This window comes from Nocardia sp. PLKS1-43 (assembly GCF_059510335.1).
The window spans coordinates 35,584-56,343 of record NZ_JCAJZQ010000012.1 but is presented as its reverse complement, the minus strand read 5'-3'; the positions used below and the strand labels follow the sequence as shown (position 1 = coordinate 56,343).

The following is a 20,760-nucleotide window of genomic DNA, read 5'->3' as shown; positions in this document are numbered from 1 at the left end:
ACTGATGGCGGACACGACTGTGTCGAATGGCCCCACCGCCGAGCCCGACCCCGGGCTCAGCGCGACGGCCGACGCGGTGATCCTGGTAGGCGGTCAGGGCACCCGTCTACGGCCATTGACGCTCTCCGCGCCGAAACCGATGCTGCCCGTCGCGGGCCTGCCGTTCCTGCACCACCTGCTGGCCCGGATCGCCGACGCGGGCATCACGCACGTGGTGCTGGGCACCTCGTTCAAGGCCGAGGTGTTCGAGGAACATTTCGGGGACGGCTCCGAACTCGGGCTCGACCTCGAGTACGTCACCGAGACCGAGCCGCTGGGTACCGGCGGCGGTATCCGCAATGTCCTGCCCAAACTGCGCGCGGACACCGTACTGGTGTTCAACGGCGACGTACTCGGCGGCACGGATCTGGGCGCGGTGCTCGACACCCATGTCGCGACCAACGCAGATGTGACACTGCATCTGGTGCGGGTGAGCGATCCGCGCGCCTTCGGCTGTGTGCCCACCGACGATTCGGGCCGGGTCACCGCGTTCCTGGAGAAGACCCAGGATCCGCCGACCGACCAGATCAACGCCGGTTGTTACGTGTTCCGTCGCGAGTACATCGAGAAGATCCCGACCGGGCGTCCGGTGTCGGTGGAGCGCGAGGTGTTCCCGTCCCTGCTGGCGGAGGGGGCGCACATCCAGGCCCACGTGGACGTCTCGTACTGGCGCGATATGGGCACGCCCGAGGATTTCGTGCGCGGTTCGGCGGATCTGGTGCGCGGCATCGCGCCGTCGCCCGCGCTGCCGGGCCAGCGCGGTGAGTCGCTGGTGCATCCCGGGGCAGGTGTGGCCCCCGGTGCGCTGTTGATCGGCGGTACGGTCGTCGGCCGGGGCGCGGAGGTCGGCGCCGGCGCGCGCCTGGACGGCGCGGTGCTGTTCGACGGTGCGCGCGTGGAAGCCGGTGCGACAGTGGAACGTTCGATCATCGGCTTCGGTGCTCGCATCGGCCCGCGCGCCCTGGTCCGGGACGCCGTGATCGGTGACGGCGCGAATGTCGGCGCCCGCTGCGAACTTCTGCGCGGGGCCCGCATCTGGCCCGGCGTCGATCTGCCCGACGGTGGGATCCGATTCTCCACTGACGTCTAGGAATTCGCCGCACCGGCCGGGCGAGAGCCGCAACGAATCGTTGCCCGGCCGGTGCGCGCCGCTCGACGTCGCGTCGTTCTCGTGTGGCCGGTCATCGGCCGAGGGCCACAGCCGATCTCGCCCGTCGATCGTCGCGGGCGACCGCTACGCCGCCCGGCCCGGGTTGGCGTGGTCCTGCTCTCGCGCATGAGCAGTGCGCCCCCGGCGGCCGCTCCGAAATCTAGCATTGCTAAGTGAGGTGGCGCTGCTAGATTGTGTCTGGCTATATTGTCTAGCAATGCTAGGATTTGGCTATGAGTACCCAGACGCGCCGCGAACGGCAACGAGCCGAACGGCATCAGCTGATCGTCGACACCGCTCGGGAGATCGCCGAGACCAACGGCTGGGACGCGGTGACCGTACGACGGTTGGCCGAGGCGATCGAATACAGCCAGCCCGTCTTGTACAGCCATTTCAGCGGTCGCGATGCGATCGTGGCCGCGGTCGCCGAACAGGGTTGTGCCGAGATGGCCGTTCGGTCCAGAGCGTTGCGGACCGCCGCGCGGACCCCGGAAGAGGCGCTGACCGCCGTCGCGAACGGCTATCTCGACTTCGCCCGGGACAGTCCCGCCCTGTACGACGCGATGTTCGTGCAGAAGGTGGATCTGACCTTCGGCGAGGGTGCGCCGCAGGCGCTGCAGGACGCGTTCGCCGAACTGGCGGCCGTATTCGCGCCCTTCGCGGGCGAACACGACGTGGAGACCTTCACCGAGGTCGGTTGGGCCTCGTTGCACGGCCTGGCGACGCTCGAGCAGCACGGCAGACTGCGGCCGGAGTTCCGTGACCAGCGTCTCGCCCTCCTGGTCGCCGACTGGACACATCACTGAGTCTCGCGCGCCTACGATGGTGATCATGGACGTCGCTGTTGTCGGATCCGGGCCGAATGGTCTTGCCGCCGCGGTGATCTGCGCCCACGCCGGATTGAATGTGCGGGTGTTCGAGGCCGCGGACACACTCGGCGGCGGCTGTCGCACCGCCGAGACGACGCTCCCGGGCTACCACCACGACGAATGCGCGGGTGCGCATCCGATGGCGGTGGCCTCACCGTTCTTCCGCGCTTTCGATCTGGCCGCGCACGGGGTGGAACTGCTCACTCCCGAGATTTCCTACGCCCACCCGCTCGATGGCGGCAAGGCCGGTCTGGCCTGGCTCGACCTGGATCGCACGGTGGCCGATCTAGGACGTGACGGTGCGTCGTGGGGGAGGCTGTTCGGTCCGCTGGTGCGCGATTGGCGTGAAGTGGTGGCATTGGCGATGTCCGACACTCGTCATCCGCCGCTGGACGCGGTCACCGGTGTGCGCTTCGGCAGACGGGTTCTGGAGCAGGCTTCGCCGTTGTGGGACTTGCGTTTTCGAGAGGATGCCGCCGCCGCGCTCTTCACCGGGGTGGCGGCGCACGCGATCGTTCCGCCGCGTGCGTTCTCCGCCGCGGGGGTCGCGCTGTTGCTCGGCACTCTCGCGCACGTCGTCGGGTGGGCGATTCCGCGCGGCGGCAGTCGAGCCATCGTCGATGCGCTGGCAGCGGATCTCGAAGCGTCGGGCGGCAGCATCGCCACCGGTCACCGCGTCGACTCGCTCGACGAATTGCGGGATGCGCGAGCGATTCTGCTCGATACCGCGCCCGCGGAGCTGTTGCGGATCGGCGGCGACCGCCTGCCCGCCCGCTACGCCGCCCAGCTGTCGCGGGTGCGCTACGGCGGCGCGGCGTGCAAGGTGGATTTCGCGCTGTCGGGCCCGGTGCCGTGGCAGTCGCCGGACTGTGCGCTGGCAGGGACACTGCATCTGGTCGGCACCCGAGCCGAGGCGCTGGCGGTCGAGCGGGAGGTCGCCGCCGGACGTCATGCCGATCGACCGTACGTACTGCTCATCCAGCCCGGTGTCGTCGACGATTCCCGTGCGCCGCGGGGCAATCACACGCTGTACGCCTACGCGCACGTACCCAACGGCTCCCCGCGTGACGTCAGCGCCGAGGTGATCGCCCAGATCGAGCGCTTCGCACCGGGTTTCCGCGATCTGATCCTGGCCCAGCACGTCCGCACCGCCGCGCAGATGCCGTCCTACAACGCGAACTACATCGGCGGCGACATCTCGGCGGGTGCGATGAGCGCACGCCAGATCGTGCTGCGCCCGACTCCCCGCTGGAACCCGTATTCCACCCCGCTCCCCGGCGTCTACATCTGCTCGGCCTCCACTCCGCCCGGTCCGGGCGTCCACGGCATGTCCGGACTGCACGCCGCGTCGCACGCTCTGCGCACCCGCTTCGGCATCCGCACCGACCCACTCACCCTCGCCGCCGGGACCGCTCAGGTCTCCGGCTGAGCGGCTTCCGTCGATCCCGCACCGTCCGCGGTTTGCCACCGTGGCGTGGAGCTTCGGCCGAACAGACGCAATCGACACCGTCTCCGGGGCGTGGTGCGAAATCGGGGTGCCATTCTCCACCCCATTCGCCGCGGGCGAAGGAGTGCCGGCCCATGATGTCGCGCTGGGTCGGATTGGGGTAGGCCCAGTCCTCGTAGTCGCCGGGTTCCCAGCGGCGATGGGGCGCGATGAACACGCGAATACCCGCCGCACGCACCGCCGTGGTGATCGCACGAAGATTGTCCAGCAGGCCGCTGCCTTCCGCGACGGCCTGAACCCGGGGCCAGATCCTGCCGCCCTCGGAGAGAAAATCGTTGTAGGGGTCGACCAACAGCAGCGCGGTGTTCCGGGTCGGGTAGGCGTGTGGGGTCCAGCAGAACGAAAACTGGCGTTGAGCACCTACCGCAGATAGCCGCACACTATGTGCGGTAGTGTCGGAGTCGTCCTGTCGCGATGTACCGTTCGAGCGGGGGTGACTCGGGAAACTGTCTGCGGTACTGGTCAGAGGTCGTCGATGGGGCGGGTTCGCGGCGCCGGACAGCAGCAAAGCGTTGAGCCGGGAGCGGGTCACCGAGATCCTGGAATCGGATGCGCCGCTGCGGGAACGGGTGCCGTGGCACCTGCTCTACGAATCCTCCGCACGCGCCGAGGAGGTACTGATGCTCGATGTGCCCGACCTCGACACGGCCAACCGGTGCGCGGTGGTGACCCGCAAGGGCGGGGCGCGCGGGCTCATCGCGTGGCAGACCGGTACCGCGCGGTTGCTGCCGCGGTTGCTCGCTGGACGTAAATCCGGTCCGGTGTTCCTCACCGACCGCAAAGCGCGATCCTCGGTGGCCCGCAACGATATCGATCCCTCGACCGGGCGGGGCCGCTTGTCGTATCGGCGTGCGGCGGAGTTGTTCGAGACCCACACCGAACGTTTCGACGGCGGCCCGTACACGCTGCACCAGTTGCGGCACTCTCGACTGACCCACGCCGCCGAACAGGGCGCGTCGACACCGGTGCTGATGAAACTGTCGGGTCATACCTCGGTGCGCAGCCTCGCCGAATACGCGCGAGTCTCCGACGCCGGGCTACGGCAGTATCAGGCCGACAGCGACCCGGCGGCTCGTCGGCGAGCGGCCTGGTGATTGGCAGATGAGATCCGCGCTCAACTCCGGCGTGCGCGGTGGCGGCGGCTGGCGATGACGGGTGTGCCTGGGGAGGAGGTACTACAGCAGTTGAAGCGGATGGCGGACGACATGGTCGAACTGCTCAGCCGCCGGACAGGTCCCCACCTGCACGACACCTTGGGTGACCTGGCCGAGGAAGTGCGCGTGCGAAGGCAGAGACTCGGCAACGCCGACGAGCGCGGCCAGCTCGAGATCGAGAAAGCAGGTCAGGGGCTGAGAACATCCGAACACCGGTGGGAGTCCCCTCGCGATCTTCACGCCGTCGGTCGTTCTGATCGGCCGGTAGCTAACATCAGCAGGCGCGCACCTGATGTCGATCGAGCCGAAACGCCTCATCACCTCCGCGAGCTGCTGACTGGTGAATCTGCGAACTTGAAGGAGGCTTTCCGCTGGATGGAGGAGACTCCTGGCCTTCCATTCCGCTGGAAATTGCAGGACGCAAGGCGGACGTCCAGTAGCTTTCGGGACAGGAAAGGTATCACGGTCGAAGGCTGGGTGTTCGACGGCCGCAGGAAAATCGGGCATACGTACACGGCATTTGTCATGAAGCGCGGAAAAATCGAGGCCCAAGTGAGGGAGGTCAAACTATACGATCACTACGAGGACAAAGAGTATCAAGGAAAGGGGTTCTTGAAGGCTTTCGATCGAGTGCTGGACGACCCCCGGCTTTCCCAAGTCGACAGTATCCATGTCTATGGACAGCTACCGAACGGCGGTCGTCCATGGGTGGGCGTCGGATACGACTGGGACAGAGGCCATGAGGCTTTCCCCACACATATAGCGACTATGGCCGACCATGTTCGAAGGATGCTGGAGCAGCCACTTGCGCCCAGTGACCACAAATTGCTGTCCGGGTTGTTGACAGAGTTGGAAGGCTCACCTGCAGGTGTCCGGTCGGCCCAGGCGATTTACGCGATGAAAGATTCCCGGGGCATGCCAATCGGCCGGGAACTCTTGCAGAATACACCTTTTCATGGGACCCGGAAGCCGCGGCTCACCGCGCTGTCGTCCGCTCAGGACGCGACCATGGGCGCCGAGAAGGCCGCCGACCGTGACTTCGGTGTTAGGGGGACCGATTCCAAGTCTGGGATGACAGCCGACCCGAACGAATATTACGGCACCCCCCATGCCGGGCCCCCTCCGGAGGCCGGAAATGCCATCGGCGAGCCCAGCTCACCAGAAAATAGCACAAACGATTCCAAAGGCAGTGGTTCGACCGGCGGTCCGACTATAGGCGATATTATTAATCCGAAGAACTCTTTCGACCAGTAGACATGCAGTGCGTACCTCGGCGATGCGGTGCATAACATCGTCAACCACCCAGGAATGCCGGCCCGGGTGCCGCGCCCGGCCTCATTACCGTTTACCTGCTCAACGAACACTTCAGCAGCACCTTCGGCGTCGGGCCGCTCCAGTCCGCTGACATGGCGGTCGCTGGATACTGCTGCGGTAGATCCTCAGCCGATTCGATCGTCTTCGTCCGGGGCGTCCGGATCGCGCAACGGTCGGTGCTACGGCCCAGGTCGGGCAGGTGGAAGCTGTAGTGGCCGTCGAGGCGGATATGGCGGCGGGTGAACGGCGAGAGTCGGGCGGCGTCCTCGTCACGGGCCGGGTAGCCCTGGTTTTCCATGCCGTCGAGGTAGGCGCGGGTGAGTTCGCCCTTGCGGCCGTGGAACACGGTGCGGCCCATATCGAGGCGGCCTTCCTGAAGGTTGGCCTGCGCTGGCTTCCCGCCGATAGGGTCGCTAATCACCCACAAAACGACATGCAACCACCACACGCTCGCCGGCATCCACCGATCCTGCGAATCAACCGCCATAGCAACGGGTTTCGTCACCGGCGCTCGCTAGCGCCAGTCTTCGCTCAACTGGACCCCACATGCCGGGTAGGTCGGATCGGCCATGGTTCTCAGCTCTTCGGGTCGCGCATGTGCGCGTGTAGCGCTTCGATGGTCATTCCTGATGCTGATTTCAGTACACCGCGGACGGCCTCATGCCGGGCCTGCGGCGTACCGCTGGATAGTACTGATCCGGTCGCCGAACTCGGCTCCGCGTACCGGGCGGACGCCAGGCGCGGTGCGAGGCGCTCGTCCACCGCGCGATCGAGTCGGCGAAGGTACGGGAACGTCGCTGATCAGGGCCTTCGGCGACGAGCACCGGAATGCTGCGTTGTCGCGACGCGCCCTAAGCGGGCTGGGTGCGGTAGAGATCGGGTTCGATGTACATGAGGCGGGCGATCGGTACCGCGGTGCGGACACGTTCCTCGGCGGCGTCGATGGCGGTGGCGATATCGCGGATCTCCAGGCCCGGCACGATCGCGACCTTGGCCGCGACCAGAAGCTCCTCGGGACCGAGGTATTCGGTGCGCAGATGGATGACGCGATCGATGCGGGTGCCGTCGACGAGGTTCTCGCGAATCGCGCGGACCTGATCCGGGGTCGCGCCCTCGCCGATGAGCAGACTCTTCATCTCCACGATCAGCACGACGGCGATGAAGCCCAGCAGGACGCCGATGCCGAGGGTGCCGATGCCGTCCCAGATGGGATCGTCGGTGATCATGGTCAGGAGCACGGCGATCAGGGCGATCAGCAGGCCGATGAGCGCACCGCTGTCCTCGAGCATCACCACCGGCAGTTCCGGATTGCGGGAGTTGCGGATGAACCGCCACCATCCGGTGTTGCCCCGCAACGTCGCCGATTCCCGCATCGCGGTGGCGAAGCTGTAGCCCTCCAGCACCGCCGCGATGGCCAGGATCACGACCGCGACGATCGGTGAACTCAGCTCCTCCGGATGCTGGATCTTGTGGATGCCCTCCCAGATCGCGTACATCGAGCCGAGCGTGAACAGCACCAGCGCCACGACGAAGGAGTAGAAGTAGCGGTTGCGTCCGTAGCCGAACGGATGCAGTTCGTCGGCCTCCTGCTCGGCCCGCTTCTGACCGAGCAGCAGCAATCCCTGATTTCCGGTGTCGGCCAGCGAGTGCACGCCCTCGGCCAGCATTGATCCGGAGCCGGTGATCAGCGCGCCGACGAATTTGGCGACTGCGATGCCCGCGTTCGCGCTGAGTGCAGCGAAGATCGCCTTCTTACCGCCACTCGCAGACATACCTGTCGCCCTTGCCCTTTCGTCGACCAGCTCGCTGTGTGTCCGATTTGTCCGCAAACCCTACCGGAACGGTCCGACATCCGGTCGGGAGCACTACTCGCCCCCGACGCAGGCGCAGAACAGCTGTGCCGGCCCGTCGACCGCCTGTGCGCGAATGTTGGTGTCGGCGGCCGAGATCCAGGCCGCCCCGCCGGGAGTGATCACCAGATCGTCGACGCCCTGCAGCAACCGCACCGCCCCGGCCGTGCAGAGGATGATGCCCGGTCCGGTGCGCGGAATCGGGGTCGGGTCGGCCCCGGCCGCCAGCTCGAACCGGCGCAGCGCGAATTCCGGTGCGGGCGTGCGGTATCGGAACGAATTCTCATCCACCGGTTCCGGTGTCACGATGGGCAGCGCGAGCGGCTCGAAATCGAGCACCCGCAGCAGTTCGGGCACGTCGACGTGCTTGGGGGTCAGGCCGCCGCGCAGCACGTTGTCGGAGTTGGCCATGATCTCCACGCCGACCCCGTTCAGATAGGCATGCAGATTGCCGGCCGCCAGGAACAGGCCCTGTCCGGGCTCGAGGGTGATCCGGTTGATCAGCAGCGCGGCCAGCACACCGGCATCGCCGGGATACGCCTCGGCGAGTTCGAGAACCGTGCGCACCTCGGGGGTGAATTCGTCGTTGCCGTCGGCCAGATAGGTCACGCAGCCGTCGAGCACCTTGGGCAGCAGCGTGTCCAGCATGGCCTGCGGCAGGGTGATCCAGGTGGTGAACACCGTCCGCAGGCCCGACGAATCCGGTTGCGCGGCAAGCAGTTCGATGTACTGTGTCAGCTCCGGGACGGCCAGTGCGGTCAGCAGCGCGACCGTGCGGTGCGGATCGCGGAACCCGGCCAGCGCCTCGAATCGGTTCAGCGCCACCACCAATTCGGGTTTGTGGCTGTCGTCGCGGTAGTTGCGCATGGGCGAATCCAGCGGCACCCGTTGCAGATTCTCCCGCTCGAATCCGGCGCGGGCCTGATCGGCGCTGGGATGCGCCTGCAGCGACAGCGGCTCCTCGGCCGCCAGAATCTTCAGCAGAAACGGCAGACGCCCGCCGAATTCCGGTGCGACCGAGCCCAATTGACGTTGCGGATCGGCCGCGACGAGTTCGAGCAGCGATTCGGTGCGTCCGTCGATGTGCACCTGCGCCGGATCGGCCGGGTGCGTGCCGAACCACAGTTCGGCCTCGGGATGCGCCGAGGGCACCGGGCGTCCGCACAGCTCTGCCAGAACGGTGCGTGAGCCCCAGGCATAGGAACGCAACGCACCAACGAGTTCGTGCACTAGAAATGGCCCCCGTCGTAGTGGGCAGAGCGGTCGGCCGGTGTCGCGGGGCCGGCGAGCAGGCGCAGATAGGCCGCGGCCGTCTCCAGCCGCAGGACCAGCACCGCGAGCTGTTCGAGCTCGCTGCCGGGCCGCACGGCTCGCGGGTTCTGCTCACCGGGTTGTCCGGCGATCAGCTCGGCGTCGACATTCACCAACTCGGCGTCGATCAGGCCGGATCCGGCACCGAAGATGGTCAGGCGACGATGCGCGGCGAGTTGATCGGCGTCGGCGCTGACCACGAACAGGCCCACGCGCTGCACGGGAGCGGGGCCGTCCAGCTGCTCGTCGTGGAACAGCGGATCGAATCCCGGCGCGGCCGCACCCGCGGCCGCGGAGATCAGGTTGTGCGCGGCCGCCACCTGCGCCAGGTCGGCGGCGGCGGCGATCTGCCCGGCGGCGGACAGCAGCACCTCACAGGTGTGCGCGGCCACCTGCGTGGCGGCCGGGGAATCCCCGGACAGCAGGACGCTGCGCTGCTGCATCCGCGAGGCCAGGGTCTTCGCCGGATTGTGGAAGACCTCGTTGGTGGGGCCGTCGCGCAGGGCCTCGGCGTCCAGCGCGTCGGCCAAGGCCTCGAGATCCGGTGTGAGCGGGCCGATATGCATCGGATCGATGGCTTGCAGCACCGCGATGCCGATGGCCAGATAACGCAGCAGCCGATTGTGGTCCAGTACGGGCACGCGCGGCGGCAGCATGGCCGCGCGTCCGGCGGCGGCGGTGCGCAGCGGGCCCTCGTCGGGTGCGGCCACGACGACCTCGGCGCCACGGTGCAGCGCGCGGTCGATCGCGCCGATCACGCGCGGATCGCCCGCGTCGTCGCCGGCGACGAGCACCACGTCCAGCGGGCCCACCCACTGCGGGATCGTCGTGACGGGCACGATCGGCAGTGCGGCCCGATCGCCCAGGCAGGCCGTCAGCAGGCCGGCCGCCCGCGCGGCGCGACCCGCGCCGGTGAGGATCACGAGGCTGCGCGGGCGCATATCGCCCAATCGCGTCAGCACGCCTTCGCCGACGGCCGCCGCGGTGGCGCGCACCTGTGCGCCGCCGGAAGCGGCCGAACGCAATGTCCCCCCGGAATCGGCGGCCTCCAGTGAGGCGACGTCATCGAGGTCGAGAACCGGTGTCCCTGCGATCATCGGGCGTTGCCACCTCCCCTCATCGAGTCACCAGGCCGGGAGAACCTGTCCGTACGGAGTGATAAGCCGGGGGCGAATACGCGCCCTGTGATTCCACTATTCCAGTCAGCCGCGCACGATGCTCAGGATCTCGGTCACGAGTGCGTCTACTTCCTCGGTCGAACGTGCCTCGACGTTCAGCCGCAGCAGCGGTTCGGTGTTGGAGGCGCGCAGATTGAACCAGGCCTCGTCGGGCAGCTGCACGGTCACTCCGTCCAGCCGATCCACCGCGACGGCCCGGTCCTGGAATGCCGTGAGTACGGCCATCGTCCGCTCCTTCGCGTCGGCCACCGTCGAATTGATCTCGCCCGATGCCGCGAACGTCGCGTAGGACGACGCCAGCTCCGACATCGGACGGTCACCGCCGCCGAGGGCGGCCAGCACGTGCAGCGCGGCGAGCATGCCCGAATCGGCACCCCAGAAGTCGCGGAAATAGTAGTGCGCGGAATGCTCGCCGCCGAAGATCGCTCCGGTGGCGGCCATCTGCTGCTTGATGAACGAGTGACCGACCCGGGTGCGCACCGCGGTACCGCCCAGTTCGGTGACCAGCTTGGGCACCGACTGCGAGGTGATCAGGTTGTGGATGACGGTCGCGCCGGGCTCCTTGGCCAGTTCGCGCTCGGCCACCAGTGCGGTGATCGCCGACGGTGAGACCGGCTCGCCCCGCTCGTCCACCACGAAACAGCGGTCGGCGTCGCCGTCGAAGGCCAGTCCGATATCGGCGCCCGAACTGCGGACCAGCCGCTGCAGATCGACCAGGTTCTTCGGATCCAGCGGATTGGCCTCGTGATTGGGGAACGTGCCGTCGAGTTCGAAATAGAGCGGATCGACGGTCAGCGCCTCGACCGGTCCCAGCACCGCAGGCACGGTGTAGCCGCCCATGCCGTTCCCGGCGTCCACCGCGACCTTCAGAGGGCGGATGCCGCCGAGATCGACCAGCCCGCGCAGGAATTCGGCGTAGGCGTCGAGCAGGCTCTCCTCGGTGGCGGTACCTGGTGCGCCGTCGTACGCCGGGACTCCCTCGACGAGTTCGCCCGCGATCGTGGCCAGCCCGGTGTCCTGCCCGACGGGCAGGGCGTTGGCGCGGCACAGCTTGATGCCGTTGTAGCGGGCGGGATTGTGACTGGCGGTGAACATCGCGCCGGGACAGCCCAGATGTCCGGAGGCGAAATACAACTCGTCGGTGGAGGCCAGCCCGATCCGCACCACGTCCAGACCCTGTGCCAGAACTCCCGCGGCGAAGGCGGCGGACAGCGCGGGGGAGGAGTCGCGCATATCGTGGCCGATGACGACCCGGGTCGCCTGCTCCGCGCGCATCAGGCGAGCGAAGGCCGCGCCGACGTCGCGCACGAAATCCTCGTCGATCTGCTCTCCGACCACACCCCGCACGTCATAAGCCTTGACAACTGCTTCTATCGATTCGGCAGACCGAGCGACTGGCCCACCCGTCGCCCGACCGCCACCCCTGATCGAATCGCTGCGCGATGCTGACATGAATGACACCCTAATAGGCCCCCCGCGCGGGAACATATTCCGTCCCGGATCCGCCCACTCAGTTGGGCGGGTCGGGCAGTACGCGCAGGTGCCCGCGCCGGCCGGTACGCGCCGGACGGGCCGGTCGCTGCGGGGCCGGCTGATAGTCGGCGGAGTAGCCGCGCTGTTCGGGCTCGCTCGGCGGCCGCCGGCGCATCCCGGCCTCGCGCACGGCCTCGGCCAGTGCGGTCAGATCGTCGTCGTCGGGAGTGCTGGAGGAGAACGCGCCCTCGTGCCGGACCATGTCCCAGCCCTTGGGCGCGGTGATCCGGGAGGCGTGCGTCTCGCACAGGTCCCAGGAATGCGGTTCGGCGACGGTGGCCAGCGGGCCGACGACGGCCGTCGAATCGGAGTAGACGTAGGTCAGCGTCGCGACGGCCGGGTTCTTGCAGCCTGGTCGGCAGCAACGACGCATGGGAATCACGCAAAGGAGAGTAACCCTCCGGGGCCTGTCGCGCCGACAGACACGCGCGAATGCCGCCTACCAGTTTGTCGCCTTCACCTCCCCGCCCAGGTGTCCGGCGGGGTGACTAATCTCGTGGTTATGACGCGTTCACGGAAGCGGCGGCCGCCGACGGCACGGTCGGTGATCCGTCGCGGGCGGGGGATTCGCGGGCCGATGCTGCCGCCGACGGTCCCGGCCTGGCGCACGCGCGGGCAGCAGTTCGACCGATTGGTGCTCGAGGCGTTCGCGCCACTGGACAGCCGCTGGCACGACCGGCTCACCAAATTGGATATCGCGGTGGACGACGTGCCCAAAATTCGTGCGCTGCACCCGGATTCGGTGACCTGGCCGGACGAGGTCGTGGCCGACGGCGCGGTGCCGCTGTCCCGGCTGGTTCCCGCGGGGGTCGATTCGCGCGGCGCGGCCACCCGCGCCCGCGTCGTGCTGTTCCGCAAGCCCCTGGAATTGCGCGCCAACGATCCGGACGATCTGGTCGACCTCCTACGGGAGGTTCTGGTCCAGCAGATCGCGACCTATCTGGGCGTGGATCCGGACGTCATCGATCCGGAGGAATGAAATCGTGCGGAGGCGGAGGGCTGACGCCCCCTGCCTCCTAACCGATGCCGCGCTTGAGACGGCGGCGTTCGCGTTCGGACAGTCCACCCCAGATGCCGAAACGCTCGTCGTGGGCGAGTGCGTATTCCAGGCACTCGTCCCGGACCTCGCAGCCCATGCAGATCCGCTTCGCCTCGCGCGTCGAGCCGCCCTTCTCGGGGAAGAACGCCTCCGGATCGGTCTGGGCGCACAGGGCTCGTTCCTGCCACTGCTCCTCGATGGTGTCGAACATCGCATCGAAGTCGGTGACGATGAGGCTCAGCTGCGGCGGCTCGGGCTTGCGCTGTGCGCGCGCCCACTGGCCGCCCTGCTGCGGGTGACCGTCCGGCTGTGCCGGTGTGTCGGAATCGATTCCGGTCACCATGCTTCCCCCCTCTCGTTCGTCGATCCAGCGGTCGGTGCAGACGCCTGGAACTGCGCCTGCTGTGGAATCGGTTTGCGATACACCACCCGGAATGCCCGACGGGGCCAGCTCCTCGGCCATCGCTCCGCCTCCTCACTGTGTGTTAGCGCAGAATGATTTATCCGTCGGACCCGATTTGCCCACCGACGGCCCAACACCGCGACGTTGTCCCGCGGACATCCCCGAGCTCGTCATTCCCGTTCGAACATTCGTTCGAAATGCGGTCTGCGCCTTGAGCTCTCGCGCATGCCCGGAATGACATGCCTGTGATTAGACACGCCGGACGGCGCGATGGTCAAGCTGCCGACACAATTCCGTTACTATCCGCGACCCGGTTCGAGGTCATTCGGTGACCGTCTGGTAGCAAATGAGCAGCAAATATGCTACTCGACGGAGCGTCGGAGACAACGCATAGGCTATGCGGATGTGACTGGAGAACAAGCGGACATCGCGCCCGCTGCCGAGCATGCCGGTGCGCGAACCAGTGTTGCCGTTCTGGTCGGCGGAGTCGGCGGCGCACGGTTCCTGCAAGGCGTGCGCGAACTACTGCCCGATGCCGATATCTCGGCCATCGTGAACGTCGGCGACGACGTCTGGATGCACGGTCTGCGCATCTGCCCGGACCTGGACACCTGCATGTACACGCTCGGTGGCGGCATCGATACCGAACGCGGCTGGGGCCGGGTCGGGGAAACCTGGCACGCCAAGGAGGAGTTGGCGAAATATCACGCCCAGCCCGATTGGTTCGGACTCGGAGATCGCGATATCGCGACGCATCTGGTGCGCAGTGAAATGCTGCGCGCCGGGTACCCGCTCTCCGCGGTCACCGAGGCGTTGTGCAACCGATGGCAACCCGGTGTGAAACTTCTTCCCGCGACCGACGACCGATGCGAAACCCACGTCGTGATCAGTGAGCCGGACAACGCTGGCGAACGTCGCGCGATTCATTTTCAGGAGTGGTGGGTACGCTATCGAGCCGACGTGGAGACCCATGGATTCGTCACAATCGGGGCGGATCAAGCAACTCCGGCACCAGGTGTGACGGAGATCATAGAACGGGCCGATGCGGTTCTGCTGGCCCCTTCGAACCCCGTGGTGAGCATCGGCGCGATCCTCGCGGTTCCCGGAATTCGCGGCGCGCTGCGCACCACGACGGCCAAGGTCGTCGGCCTGTCGCCGGTGATCGACGGAAAGCCGTTGCGTGGCATGGCCGACGAATGCCTCGCGGTGCTGGGCGTGGAGACCACCGCCGAGGCCATCGGCAGACATTTCGGGGCCCGCTCGGACACCGGCATCTTGGATGGCTGGCTGGTGCACTCCACCGACACCGCGGACGTTCCGGGCGTGGAGGTGCGCAGTGTGCCGCTGCTGATGACCGATCCGGCCGCGACCGCCGAAATGGCCCGCGAGGCGTTGGATATCGCGGGGGTGAAACCGTGATCGAATCCACACAGCGCGCGCCGGTACATTCCGACGCCGGCGATCACGCTCCCGGCGGTGAGCTGCGCATCATCCCGGTCCCCGGCCTGCCGGAATTCCGTCCCGGCGACGACCTCGCCGAACATCTTGCGGCACAGGCGCCTTGGCTGGCCGACGGCGATGTGCTGGTGGTCACCAGCAAGATCGTCGCGAAGGTGGAGGGCCGGATCGTCACCGCGCCACAGGATCCCGAGGAGCGCGATGCCGTGCGCCGGGAGCTGGTGCGTTCGGAGGCGGTGCGGGTGCTGGCCCAGAAGGGGCGAACCCTGATCACCGAGAACAAGCTCGGCATCGTGCAGGCCGCCTCCGGCGTGGACGGTTCCAATGTCGAACAGGGCGAATTGGTATTGCTGCCCAGCGATCCGGACGCCAGCGCGGCGGCTCTGCGCAGCGCGCTGGCCCAGCGGCTCGGCGTGGACGTCGCGGTGGTCGTCACCGACACGATGGGCCGCGCCTGGCGCAACGGCCAGACCGATGCGGCGATCGGCGCGGCCGGGCTGCGCGTATTGCACGACTACGCGGGCGCGGTCGACGGGCAGGGGAACGAACTGCAGGTCACCCAGGTCGCGGTCGCCGACGAGCTGGCCGCCGCCGCGGATCTGGCCAAGGGCAAACTCGGCGGCGTTCCGGTCGCGGTGGTGCGCGGCCTGGACCCGCACGACGACGGCTCGCGCGCCGCGGATCTGCTGCGCGGCGGCGAGGACGATCTGTTCTGGCTCGGCACCGCCGAGGCGATCGACAGAGGGCGGCACGAGGCGTTGCTGTTGCGCCGGTCGGTGCGCCGATTCGCCGACACTCCGGTCGAACCGGAACTGATCCGGACCGCGGTCTCGGTGGCGTTGACCGCACCCGCGCCGCATCACACTCGCCCGGTGCGGTTCGTTTGGGTGCGCGATCGCGCGTTGCGGGCGCGGCTGCTCGAGACGATGGCCGATCGCTGGCGCGAAGACCTGACCGGTGACGGTCGCGGTGCCGACAGTGTCGAGCGGAGGGTTGCGCGCGGGCGGATCCTGTTCGACGCGCCCGAGGTGATCATTCCGTTCTGCCTGCCCGACGGTGCGCACGACTATCCGGACGAGCGTCGGCGGGCCGCCGAGGCCACCATGTTCACCGTGGCCGTCGGCGCGGCGGTGCAGGGACTGCTGGTCGCCCTGGCCACCGAGGGGGTGGGCAGCTGCTGGATCGGGTCGACGATCTTCGCCCCGGAGGCCACCCGCGAGGTGCTCGGATTGAGCGCGGAGTGGAATCCCCTGGGCGCCATCGCGATCGGATACCCGGACGAGGAGCTCGCCCCCCGCGAGCCGCGCGACCCGGGTACCGGCCTGGTCGAGTTGTAGTCACGGGATCTCTACGAGGAAAGGCGTCCATGAGCGCGAGCTCGCTGCACGAATCGGCGACCGAACTGCTCGAAACCTGGTCTCCGGCAACGGGTCTGGAGCAGTCCCTGCGCCAGGCCATGCTCGCGTTCCTGGGCTCGGCTCCGCGCGGGTGCCTGCGCGAGCACGCCGCCGGGCACATCACCGCCTCGGCGATGGTGTTCTCCCACGACGACCGTGCGGTGCTGCTGACCCTGCATCCGCGCGTCGGCCGTTGGATCCAGCTCGGCGGCCACTGCGAGGAATCCGACGACACCGTGCGGTCCGCAGCCCTGCGCGAGGCCGTCGAGGAATCGGGCATCCCCGGCCTGACGATCGAACCGGGGCTCTACGGCGCGCAGGCCCACCCCATCACCTGCTCACTCGGCCGACCCACCCGTCACCTGGACCTGGTGTTCAAGGTTCGGGCGCCGAAAGACGCTGTCCCGGTTCGCAGTCCGGAATCCACCGATCTGCGCTGGTGGCCGGTGGACGCTCTGCCGGAGGATTCCGATCTGCTGTTGCGCTGACTATGCGTCGACGCACCACGCTCGGGGAGCGGGTGCGTCGACGACACGCCTTCGAGGCCTCAGGCGGATACCAGATCCTTCTCGGCGGGGACTGCTGCCGGCGACTCGGCCGGCTGTTCCTCGGCCAGTGCCGACTCGTCGAAGGGCAGCTCCCGGTTCAGTACCGAGCGAGCGCGTTCCGGATCGATGGTGCGGGTCCAGGTGGCGACCAGGACCGTCGCGACGGCGTTGCCGGAGAAGTTGGTGATCGCGCGGGCCTCGGACATGAAACGGTCGATGCCCACGATCAGCCCGACGCCGCCGAGCAGATCGGGACGATGGCTCTGCAGGCCGCCCGCGAGCGTGGCCAGTCCCGCGCCGGTCACTCCGGCCGCGCCCTTGGAGGCGACGACCATGAAGGCCAGCAAGCCGATCTGCGCACCCAGTGACATCGGCTTACCCGTCGCGTCGGCGATGAACAGCGACGACATCGTCAGGTAGATCGCGGTGCCGTCCAGGTTGAACGAATATCCGGTCGGTACGACGATGCCCACGGTGGACCGTTCCACACCCAGATGTTCCATCTTGGCGATCAGCCGCGGCAGCGCCGACTCCGAGGAGGATGTGGAGAAGATCAGCAGGTATTCGCGGGCGAGATAACGGACCAGGCGGAAGATCGACACCCCGGCGGTGAAGCGCATCGTCGCACCCAGCACGCCGAAGACGAAGATCAGGCAGGTCAGATAGAACGCGAACATCAGTACCGCAAGCTGTTTCACCGCGCCTAGCCCGGTATCGGCGACCACGTTGGCGATCGCGCCGAACGCGCCGATCGGGGCGAGCCACAGAATCATGGACAAGATCCGGAACACCAGTTTCTGCACCAGCGACACACCGCGCAGGATCGGTTCACCCGAGCCGCCCATCGCCTGGATCGCGAATCCCACCAGCAGCGCGACGAACAGCGTCTGCAGCACACTGCCGGCGGTCAACGCGGACAGCAGCGAGGTCGGGACGATGTTCTCCAGGAAATGCCAGGTGCCGCCCGCGCCTTCGGCCTGTTTGGTGTAGATCGCGGCATCGGCGGCGTGCGCGTGGATGTTCAGCCCGCTGCCCGGATGCAGCAGATTGCCGACCGCCAGTCCGATCGCGAGCGCCACGGTCGAGGTGATCAGGAAGTAGACGACGGCCAGGCCGCCGATCCGGCCGACTCGCGCGGCCGCGCGCACCGAGCCGATACCCAGCACGATCGTGCAGAAGATGACCGGCGAGATCATCATCTTGATCAGGTCGACGAATATGGTGCCCAGGTTTCCCACCGATTTCCCGAATTCCGGTGCGAGCCATCCGGTCAGGACTCCGGCCACGACCGCCGCGATGACGGCGAGGTAGAGCCAGTGGGTGCGGTCGCGACGGTGCGACGCGGTCGAATTGGTCATGGCGATCGTTGCCTCCGGTCCGGCGTGAGCTGGGCCACGCGTTCGTGCAGCCAATCCTGGCGGCTACGGTGACGGCGGTCACCATTGCGTACATTTCGTTCACGAGGCGCGGTTCACGGGAGGTGTCGTGCGGGCGAGCGGCTGGGCCGGGTTCCGGCGTGGCCGGGGAACGACCCTGGCCGGTCAGGTCTTCGTCGTGCAACTGGTCGTGCTGATCGCGGTGATCGCGGTCGGTTCCGCGCTGGCGGTCTGGCAGGTGCGCCGCGAACAGGACGATGCGACGCGGCAACGGGTGACCGGCATCGCCGTATCGATCGCGCAGTCTCCCGCGACGGTGGCCGCGGTTCGTACCCCCGACCCGACGCGGGAGCTACAGCCGGTAGCCGAACGCATCAGGCGGCGGACCGGGGTCGATTTCATCGTCGTGATGGCTCCCGACCGCACCCGGTACACCCACACCGATCCCGCGATGATCGGAAAACCGTTCAGCGGCAACATCACTCGTGCGCTACACGGTGAGACGTTCACCGAGATCTACACCGGGTCGCTGGGGCCGTCCATCCGCTCGGTGACTCCGGTCCAGGACGACGGCGGCCGGGTGATCGCGCTGGTCTCGGCGGGCGTGACCCGGTCCCGCATCGGTGATCAGGTGGCCGCGCAGCTGCCGTTGATTCTGGGCGCGGCGGCGGCCGGACTGCTGCTCGCCGTGCTCGGGGCCCTGTTGCTGCGCCGGCGCCTGCTGCGGCAGACGCACGGCCTGGGCCCGGGCGAACTGCGTACCCTCTACGAACATCATGACGCGGTGCTGCATTCGGTTCACGAGGGCCTGGTGGTGTTCGATCGGGACGCCGAGCAGGCCGCGGTGGTGAACGACCAGGCCCGGCGGCTGCTCGAGCTACCGGCCGGGCCGGTGCGCCGCTCCGATCTGCCGGTATCGTTGCGCCGCCTCGGCACCGGCGTGGTGCGCGACGAGATGCACGTGACCGCCGGACGGGTGCTGGTGGTGAATCAGGACCTGGTCACCTGGTCGGGCCGCAGTCTCGGTACCGTGCTCACGATCCGCGATCACACCGAATTACGGGACATCATGGGCGAATTGGATTCCGCCCGCGGATTGGCCGCCGCGTTGCGCGCGCAGGCGCACGAATCCGCCAACCGGCTGCACGCGGTGATCACCATGGTGGAGCTGGGGCATTTCGGGGAGGCCGTGGAATTCGCGACCGCGGAACTGCGCCTGTCCCAGGCCCTGATCGACCGGCTGACCGAGGCGGTGCGCGAGCCCGCGCTGGCGGCGCTGTTGCTGGGCAAGGTGGATCAGGCGATGGAACGCGGCGTGGAGCTCACCGTCGCACAGGACACTGCGCTCGATTCCACCGCGCCGCTGAGCGCGCACGACATGATCACCCTGGTCGGCAACCTCATCGACAACGCGCTGGACGCGGTCGCCCGGGACGCCGACGCCTGGGTCGAGGTCACCGTGCGCGCACGGGAAGCGGAACTGTTCGTGCGGGTCGCCGACAGCGGTCCCGGGATGTCGCAGGAGGCGTTCGCGAGCGCCGTGGAACGCGGATATTCGACCAAGTCCGAGCACCACGGGCTCGGGCTCGCACTGGTGTGGCGGCTGGTGACCCGGTACGGCGGCGTACTGAGCGCGGAACGGACGCCCGAATCGGCTGTGGTGGTGAGGATTCCGCGATGATCCGGGTGCTGATCGTGGAGGACGATGCGCGCATCGCCCAGGCGCACCACTCCTATGTCCGGCGGGTACCCGGTTTCACGCCGGTCGGCATCGCCCACACCGGCCAGGACGCGATTCGCGCGGCGACCCGGGCCGTGGCCGAGGAGGAGCCGATCGACCTGGTGTTGCTGGACATCGGGCTACCCGATATCGGCGGCCTCGAGGTGACCGCGGCGCTGTCCCGGCTGAGTCCGCGCCCGGACGTCATCGCCATCACCTCGGCCCGGGATCTGGCGATGGTGCGCGCCGCCGTCTCCCACGGCGTGGCGCTGTACCTCCTCAAACCGTTTCCGTTCGCGGCCTTCCGGGACAAGCTCGAGCGCTATCTGGAATTCCGGGCGGCACTGTCCGCCGAGGAGTCGGCGCTGACCCAGCACGACATCGATCGGGCGCTGGGCGCGCTGCGTACGCCGGACCCGAAGGCAGCGGTGCCGAAAGGCATCTCCCCGCCGACGCTCGAGCAGATATCGCGGGCGATCCGTGCCGCGCCCCACGGGCTCTCGGCGACGGACGCCGGACGCGAGGTCGGCGTTTCACGGGTGACGGCCTGGCGTTATCTCGAGCAATTGGCCGAGGCGGGCGCGGTCGAGCGGCGGACCGACTACGGCCGCGCCGGACGCCCCCAGGTGAGGTACGTCTGGCGGCGATGAGGGCGGGAACGTCGGGCGCCTGCCGCGATGCCGGAGGTTGCCGGATAGGCTGCCGGGGACGGGCTGATCATTCGCCGCGACCTCATGCTGTGCCGCGGCTCTCCACCGGGCGAGATCGGCTACGGGTGCGTCCGGCGGTACGGCGTCGAATGTGATATTTCTGGCGACGGGCAGTGGTCACGATCGTGCGGCGTTCGGGCGGCCGGTTCGTTACCATCGTCCCGGATTTATCCGAATTGTGTTGTGTTGTATAACGATTGCGTC

Annotated in this window: 20 protein-coding genes; 11 read left to right on the top strand and 9 right to left on the bottom strand. The window is 67.9% G+C overall.

The features are described 5' to 3' along the window. Positions 1 to 4: 4 nt before the first annotated feature. From manB to AC5WS7_RS31715, 3 genes are all read left to right on the top strand, one after another. Complete coding sequence (gene manB / locus AC5WS7_RS31725; protein ID WP_495958282.1) at positions 5 to 1,129, top strand: mannose-1-phosphate guanylyltransferase; 1,125 nt, start codon at positions 5 to 7, stop codon at positions 1,127 to 1,129. Between the two features lie 293 nt (positions 1,130 to 1,422). Continuing rightward, positions 1,423 to 1,995: a TetR/AcrR family transcriptional regulator gene (locus AC5WS7_RS31720; protein ID WP_495958281.1), complete on the top strand. Its 573-nt coding sequence runs from the start codon at positions 1,423 to 1,425 to the stop codon at positions 1,993 to 1,995. Positions 1,996 to 2,020: 25 nt separating this feature from the next. Next, positions 2,021 to 3,487, top strand: a complete 1,467-nt coding sequence (locus AC5WS7_RS31715; protein ID WP_495958280.1) for a phytoene desaturase family protein — start codon at positions 2,021 to 2,023, stop codon at positions 3,485 to 3,487. Here the strand turns inward: AC5WS7_RS31715 and AC5WS7_RS31710 are convergent. Next, positions 3,450 to 3,944 (bottom strand): cysteine hydrolase family protein, encoded by a 495-nt coding sequence (locus tag AC5WS7_RS31710; protein ID WP_495958279.1) that lies wholly within the window; start codon positions 3,942 to 3,944, stop codon positions 3,450 to 3,452. The two genes, AC5WS7_RS31715 and AC5WS7_RS31710, sit on opposite strands and share 38 nt — an antisense overlap. A 133-nt stretch (positions 3,945 to 4,077) precedes the next feature. On the opposite strand from AC5WS7_RS31710, the gene AC5WS7_RS31705 reads away from it, so the two are divergent. Together AC5WS7_RS31705 and AC5WS7_RS31700 are read left to right on the top strand one after the other, a co-directional pair. Next, positions 4,078 to 4,659, top strand: coding sequence for a tyrosine-type recombinase/integrase (locus tag AC5WS7_RS31705; protein WP_495958278.1), 582 nt, complete (start codon positions 4,078 to 4,080; stop codon positions 4,657 to 4,659). Positions 4,660 to 4,758: 99 nt separating this feature from the next. After that, positions 4,759 to 5,973 carry a hypothetical protein gene (locus AC5WS7_RS31700; protein ID WP_495958277.1) on the top strand — a complete coding sequence of 405 codons (1,215 nt, stop codon included), beginning with the start codon at positions 4,759 to 4,761 and terminating at the stop codon, positions 5,971 to 5,973. Positions 5,974 to 6,064: 91 nt separating this feature from the next. On the opposite strand, the gene AC5WS7_RS31695 is transcribed toward AC5WS7_RS31700, so the two are convergent. From AC5WS7_RS31695 to AC5WS7_RS31670, 6 genes are all read right to left on the bottom strand, one after another. Further along, positions 6,065 to 6,538, bottom strand: a complete 474-nt coding sequence (locus tag AC5WS7_RS31695) for a hypothetical protein (RefSeq protein ID WP_495958276.1) — start codon at positions 6,536 to 6,538, stop codon at positions 6,065 to 6,067. 346 nt (positions 6,539 to 6,884) lie between these two features. Further along, entirely contained in the window at positions 6,885 to 7,805 is a 921-nt protein-coding gene (locus AC5WS7_RS31690) for a cation diffusion facilitator family transporter (protein WP_495958275.1), read from the bottom strand. Positions 7,806 to 7,898: 93 nt separating this feature from the next. Further along, positions 7,899 to 9,113 carry a mannose-6-phosphate isomerase, class I gene (gene manA, locus AC5WS7_RS31685; protein WP_495958274.1) on the bottom strand — a complete coding sequence of 405 codons (1,215 nt, stop codon included), beginning with the start codon at positions 9,111 to 9,113 and terminating at the stop codon, positions 7,899 to 7,901. Beyond that, positions 9,113 to 10,291, bottom strand: coding sequence for a tobH protein (locus AC5WS7_RS31680; protein WP_495958273.1), 1,179 nt, complete (start codon positions 10,289 to 10,291; stop codon positions 9,113 to 9,115). The genes manA and AC5WS7_RS31680 overlap by 1 nt, the downstream gene beginning before the upstream one ends. A gap of 105 nt (positions 10,292 to 10,396) precedes the next feature. Further along, on the bottom strand, positions 10,397 to 11,824 hold the full coding sequence (locus AC5WS7_RS31675) for a phosphomannomutase/phosphoglucomutase (RefSeq protein ID WP_495958272.1): 1,428 nt from the start codon (positions 11,822 to 11,824) through the stop codon (positions 10,397 to 10,399). 58 nt (positions 11,825 to 11,882) lie between these two features. Then, entirely contained in the window at positions 11,883 to 12,278 is a 396-nt protein-coding gene (locus AC5WS7_RS31670) for a DUF3499 domain-containing protein (protein WP_067900832.1), read from the bottom strand. Positions 12,279 to 12,407: 129 nt separating this feature from the next. Between AC5WS7_RS31670 and AC5WS7_RS31665 the strand changes: the two genes are divergently transcribed. Further along, positions 12,408 to 12,884: a metallopeptidase family protein gene (locus AC5WS7_RS31665; RefSeq protein ID WP_495958271.1), complete on the top strand. Its 477-nt coding sequence runs from the start codon at positions 12,408 to 12,410 to the stop codon at positions 12,882 to 12,884. A gap of 37 nt (positions 12,885 to 12,921) precedes the next feature. Here AC5WS7_RS31665 and AC5WS7_RS31660 read toward each other — a convergent pair whose 3' ends face one another. Continuing rightward, entirely contained in the window at positions 12,922 to 13,155 is a 234-nt protein-coding gene (locus AC5WS7_RS31660) for a WhiB family transcriptional regulator (RefSeq protein ID WP_040827503.1), read from the bottom strand. 597 nt (positions 13,156 to 13,752) lie between these two features. Here AC5WS7_RS31660 and cofD point away from each other — a divergent pair. Genes cofD through AC5WS7_RS31645 form a run of 3 tightly spaced genes read left to right on the top strand, consistent with a single transcriptional unit; the run spans position 13,753 to position 16,690 of the window. Beyond that, complete coding sequence (cofD, locus tag AC5WS7_RS31655) at positions 13,753 to 14,766, top strand: 2-phospho-L-lactate transferase (protein ID WP_495958270.1); 1,014 nt, start codon at positions 13,753 to 13,755, stop codon at positions 14,764 to 14,766. After that, on the top strand, positions 14,763 to 16,142 hold the full coding sequence (locus AC5WS7_RS31650) for a coenzyme F420-0:L-glutamate ligase (RefSeq protein ID WP_495958269.1): 1,380 nt from the start codon (positions 14,763 to 14,765) through the stop codon (positions 16,140 to 16,142). The genes cofD and AC5WS7_RS31650 overlap by 4 nt, the downstream gene beginning before the upstream one ends. 29 nt (positions 16,143 to 16,171) lie before the next feature. Beyond that, complete coding sequence (locus AC5WS7_RS31645; RefSeq protein WP_495958268.1) at positions 16,172 to 16,690, top strand: NUDIX hydrolase; 519 nt, start codon at positions 16,172 to 16,174, stop codon at positions 16,688 to 16,690. A 59-nt stretch (positions 16,691 to 16,749) separates the two neighbouring features. Here the strand turns inward: AC5WS7_RS31645 and AC5WS7_RS31640 are convergent, their stop codons facing one another. Next, positions 16,750 to 18,108, bottom strand: a complete 1,359-nt coding sequence (locus AC5WS7_RS31640; RefSeq protein WP_495958267.1) for a cation:dicarboxylate symporter family transporter — start codon at positions 18,106 to 18,108, stop codon at positions 16,750 to 16,752. 127 nt (positions 18,109 to 18,235) lie between these two features. On the opposite strand from AC5WS7_RS31640, the gene AC5WS7_RS31635 reads away from it, so the two are divergent. Beyond that, on the top strand, positions 18,236 to 19,807 hold the full coding sequence (locus tag AC5WS7_RS31635; protein ID WP_495958266.1) for a sensor histidine kinase: 1,572 nt from the start codon (positions 18,236 to 18,238) through the stop codon (positions 19,805 to 19,807). Then, positions 19,804 to 20,496, top strand: a complete 693-nt coding sequence (locus AC5WS7_RS31630; RefSeq protein ID WP_495958265.1) for a response regulator — start codon at positions 19,804 to 19,806, stop codon at positions 20,494 to 20,496. Before AC5WS7_RS31635 ends, AC5WS7_RS31630 begins: the two co-directional genes overlap by 4 nt. Positions 20,497 to 20,760: the final 264 nt, after the last annotated feature.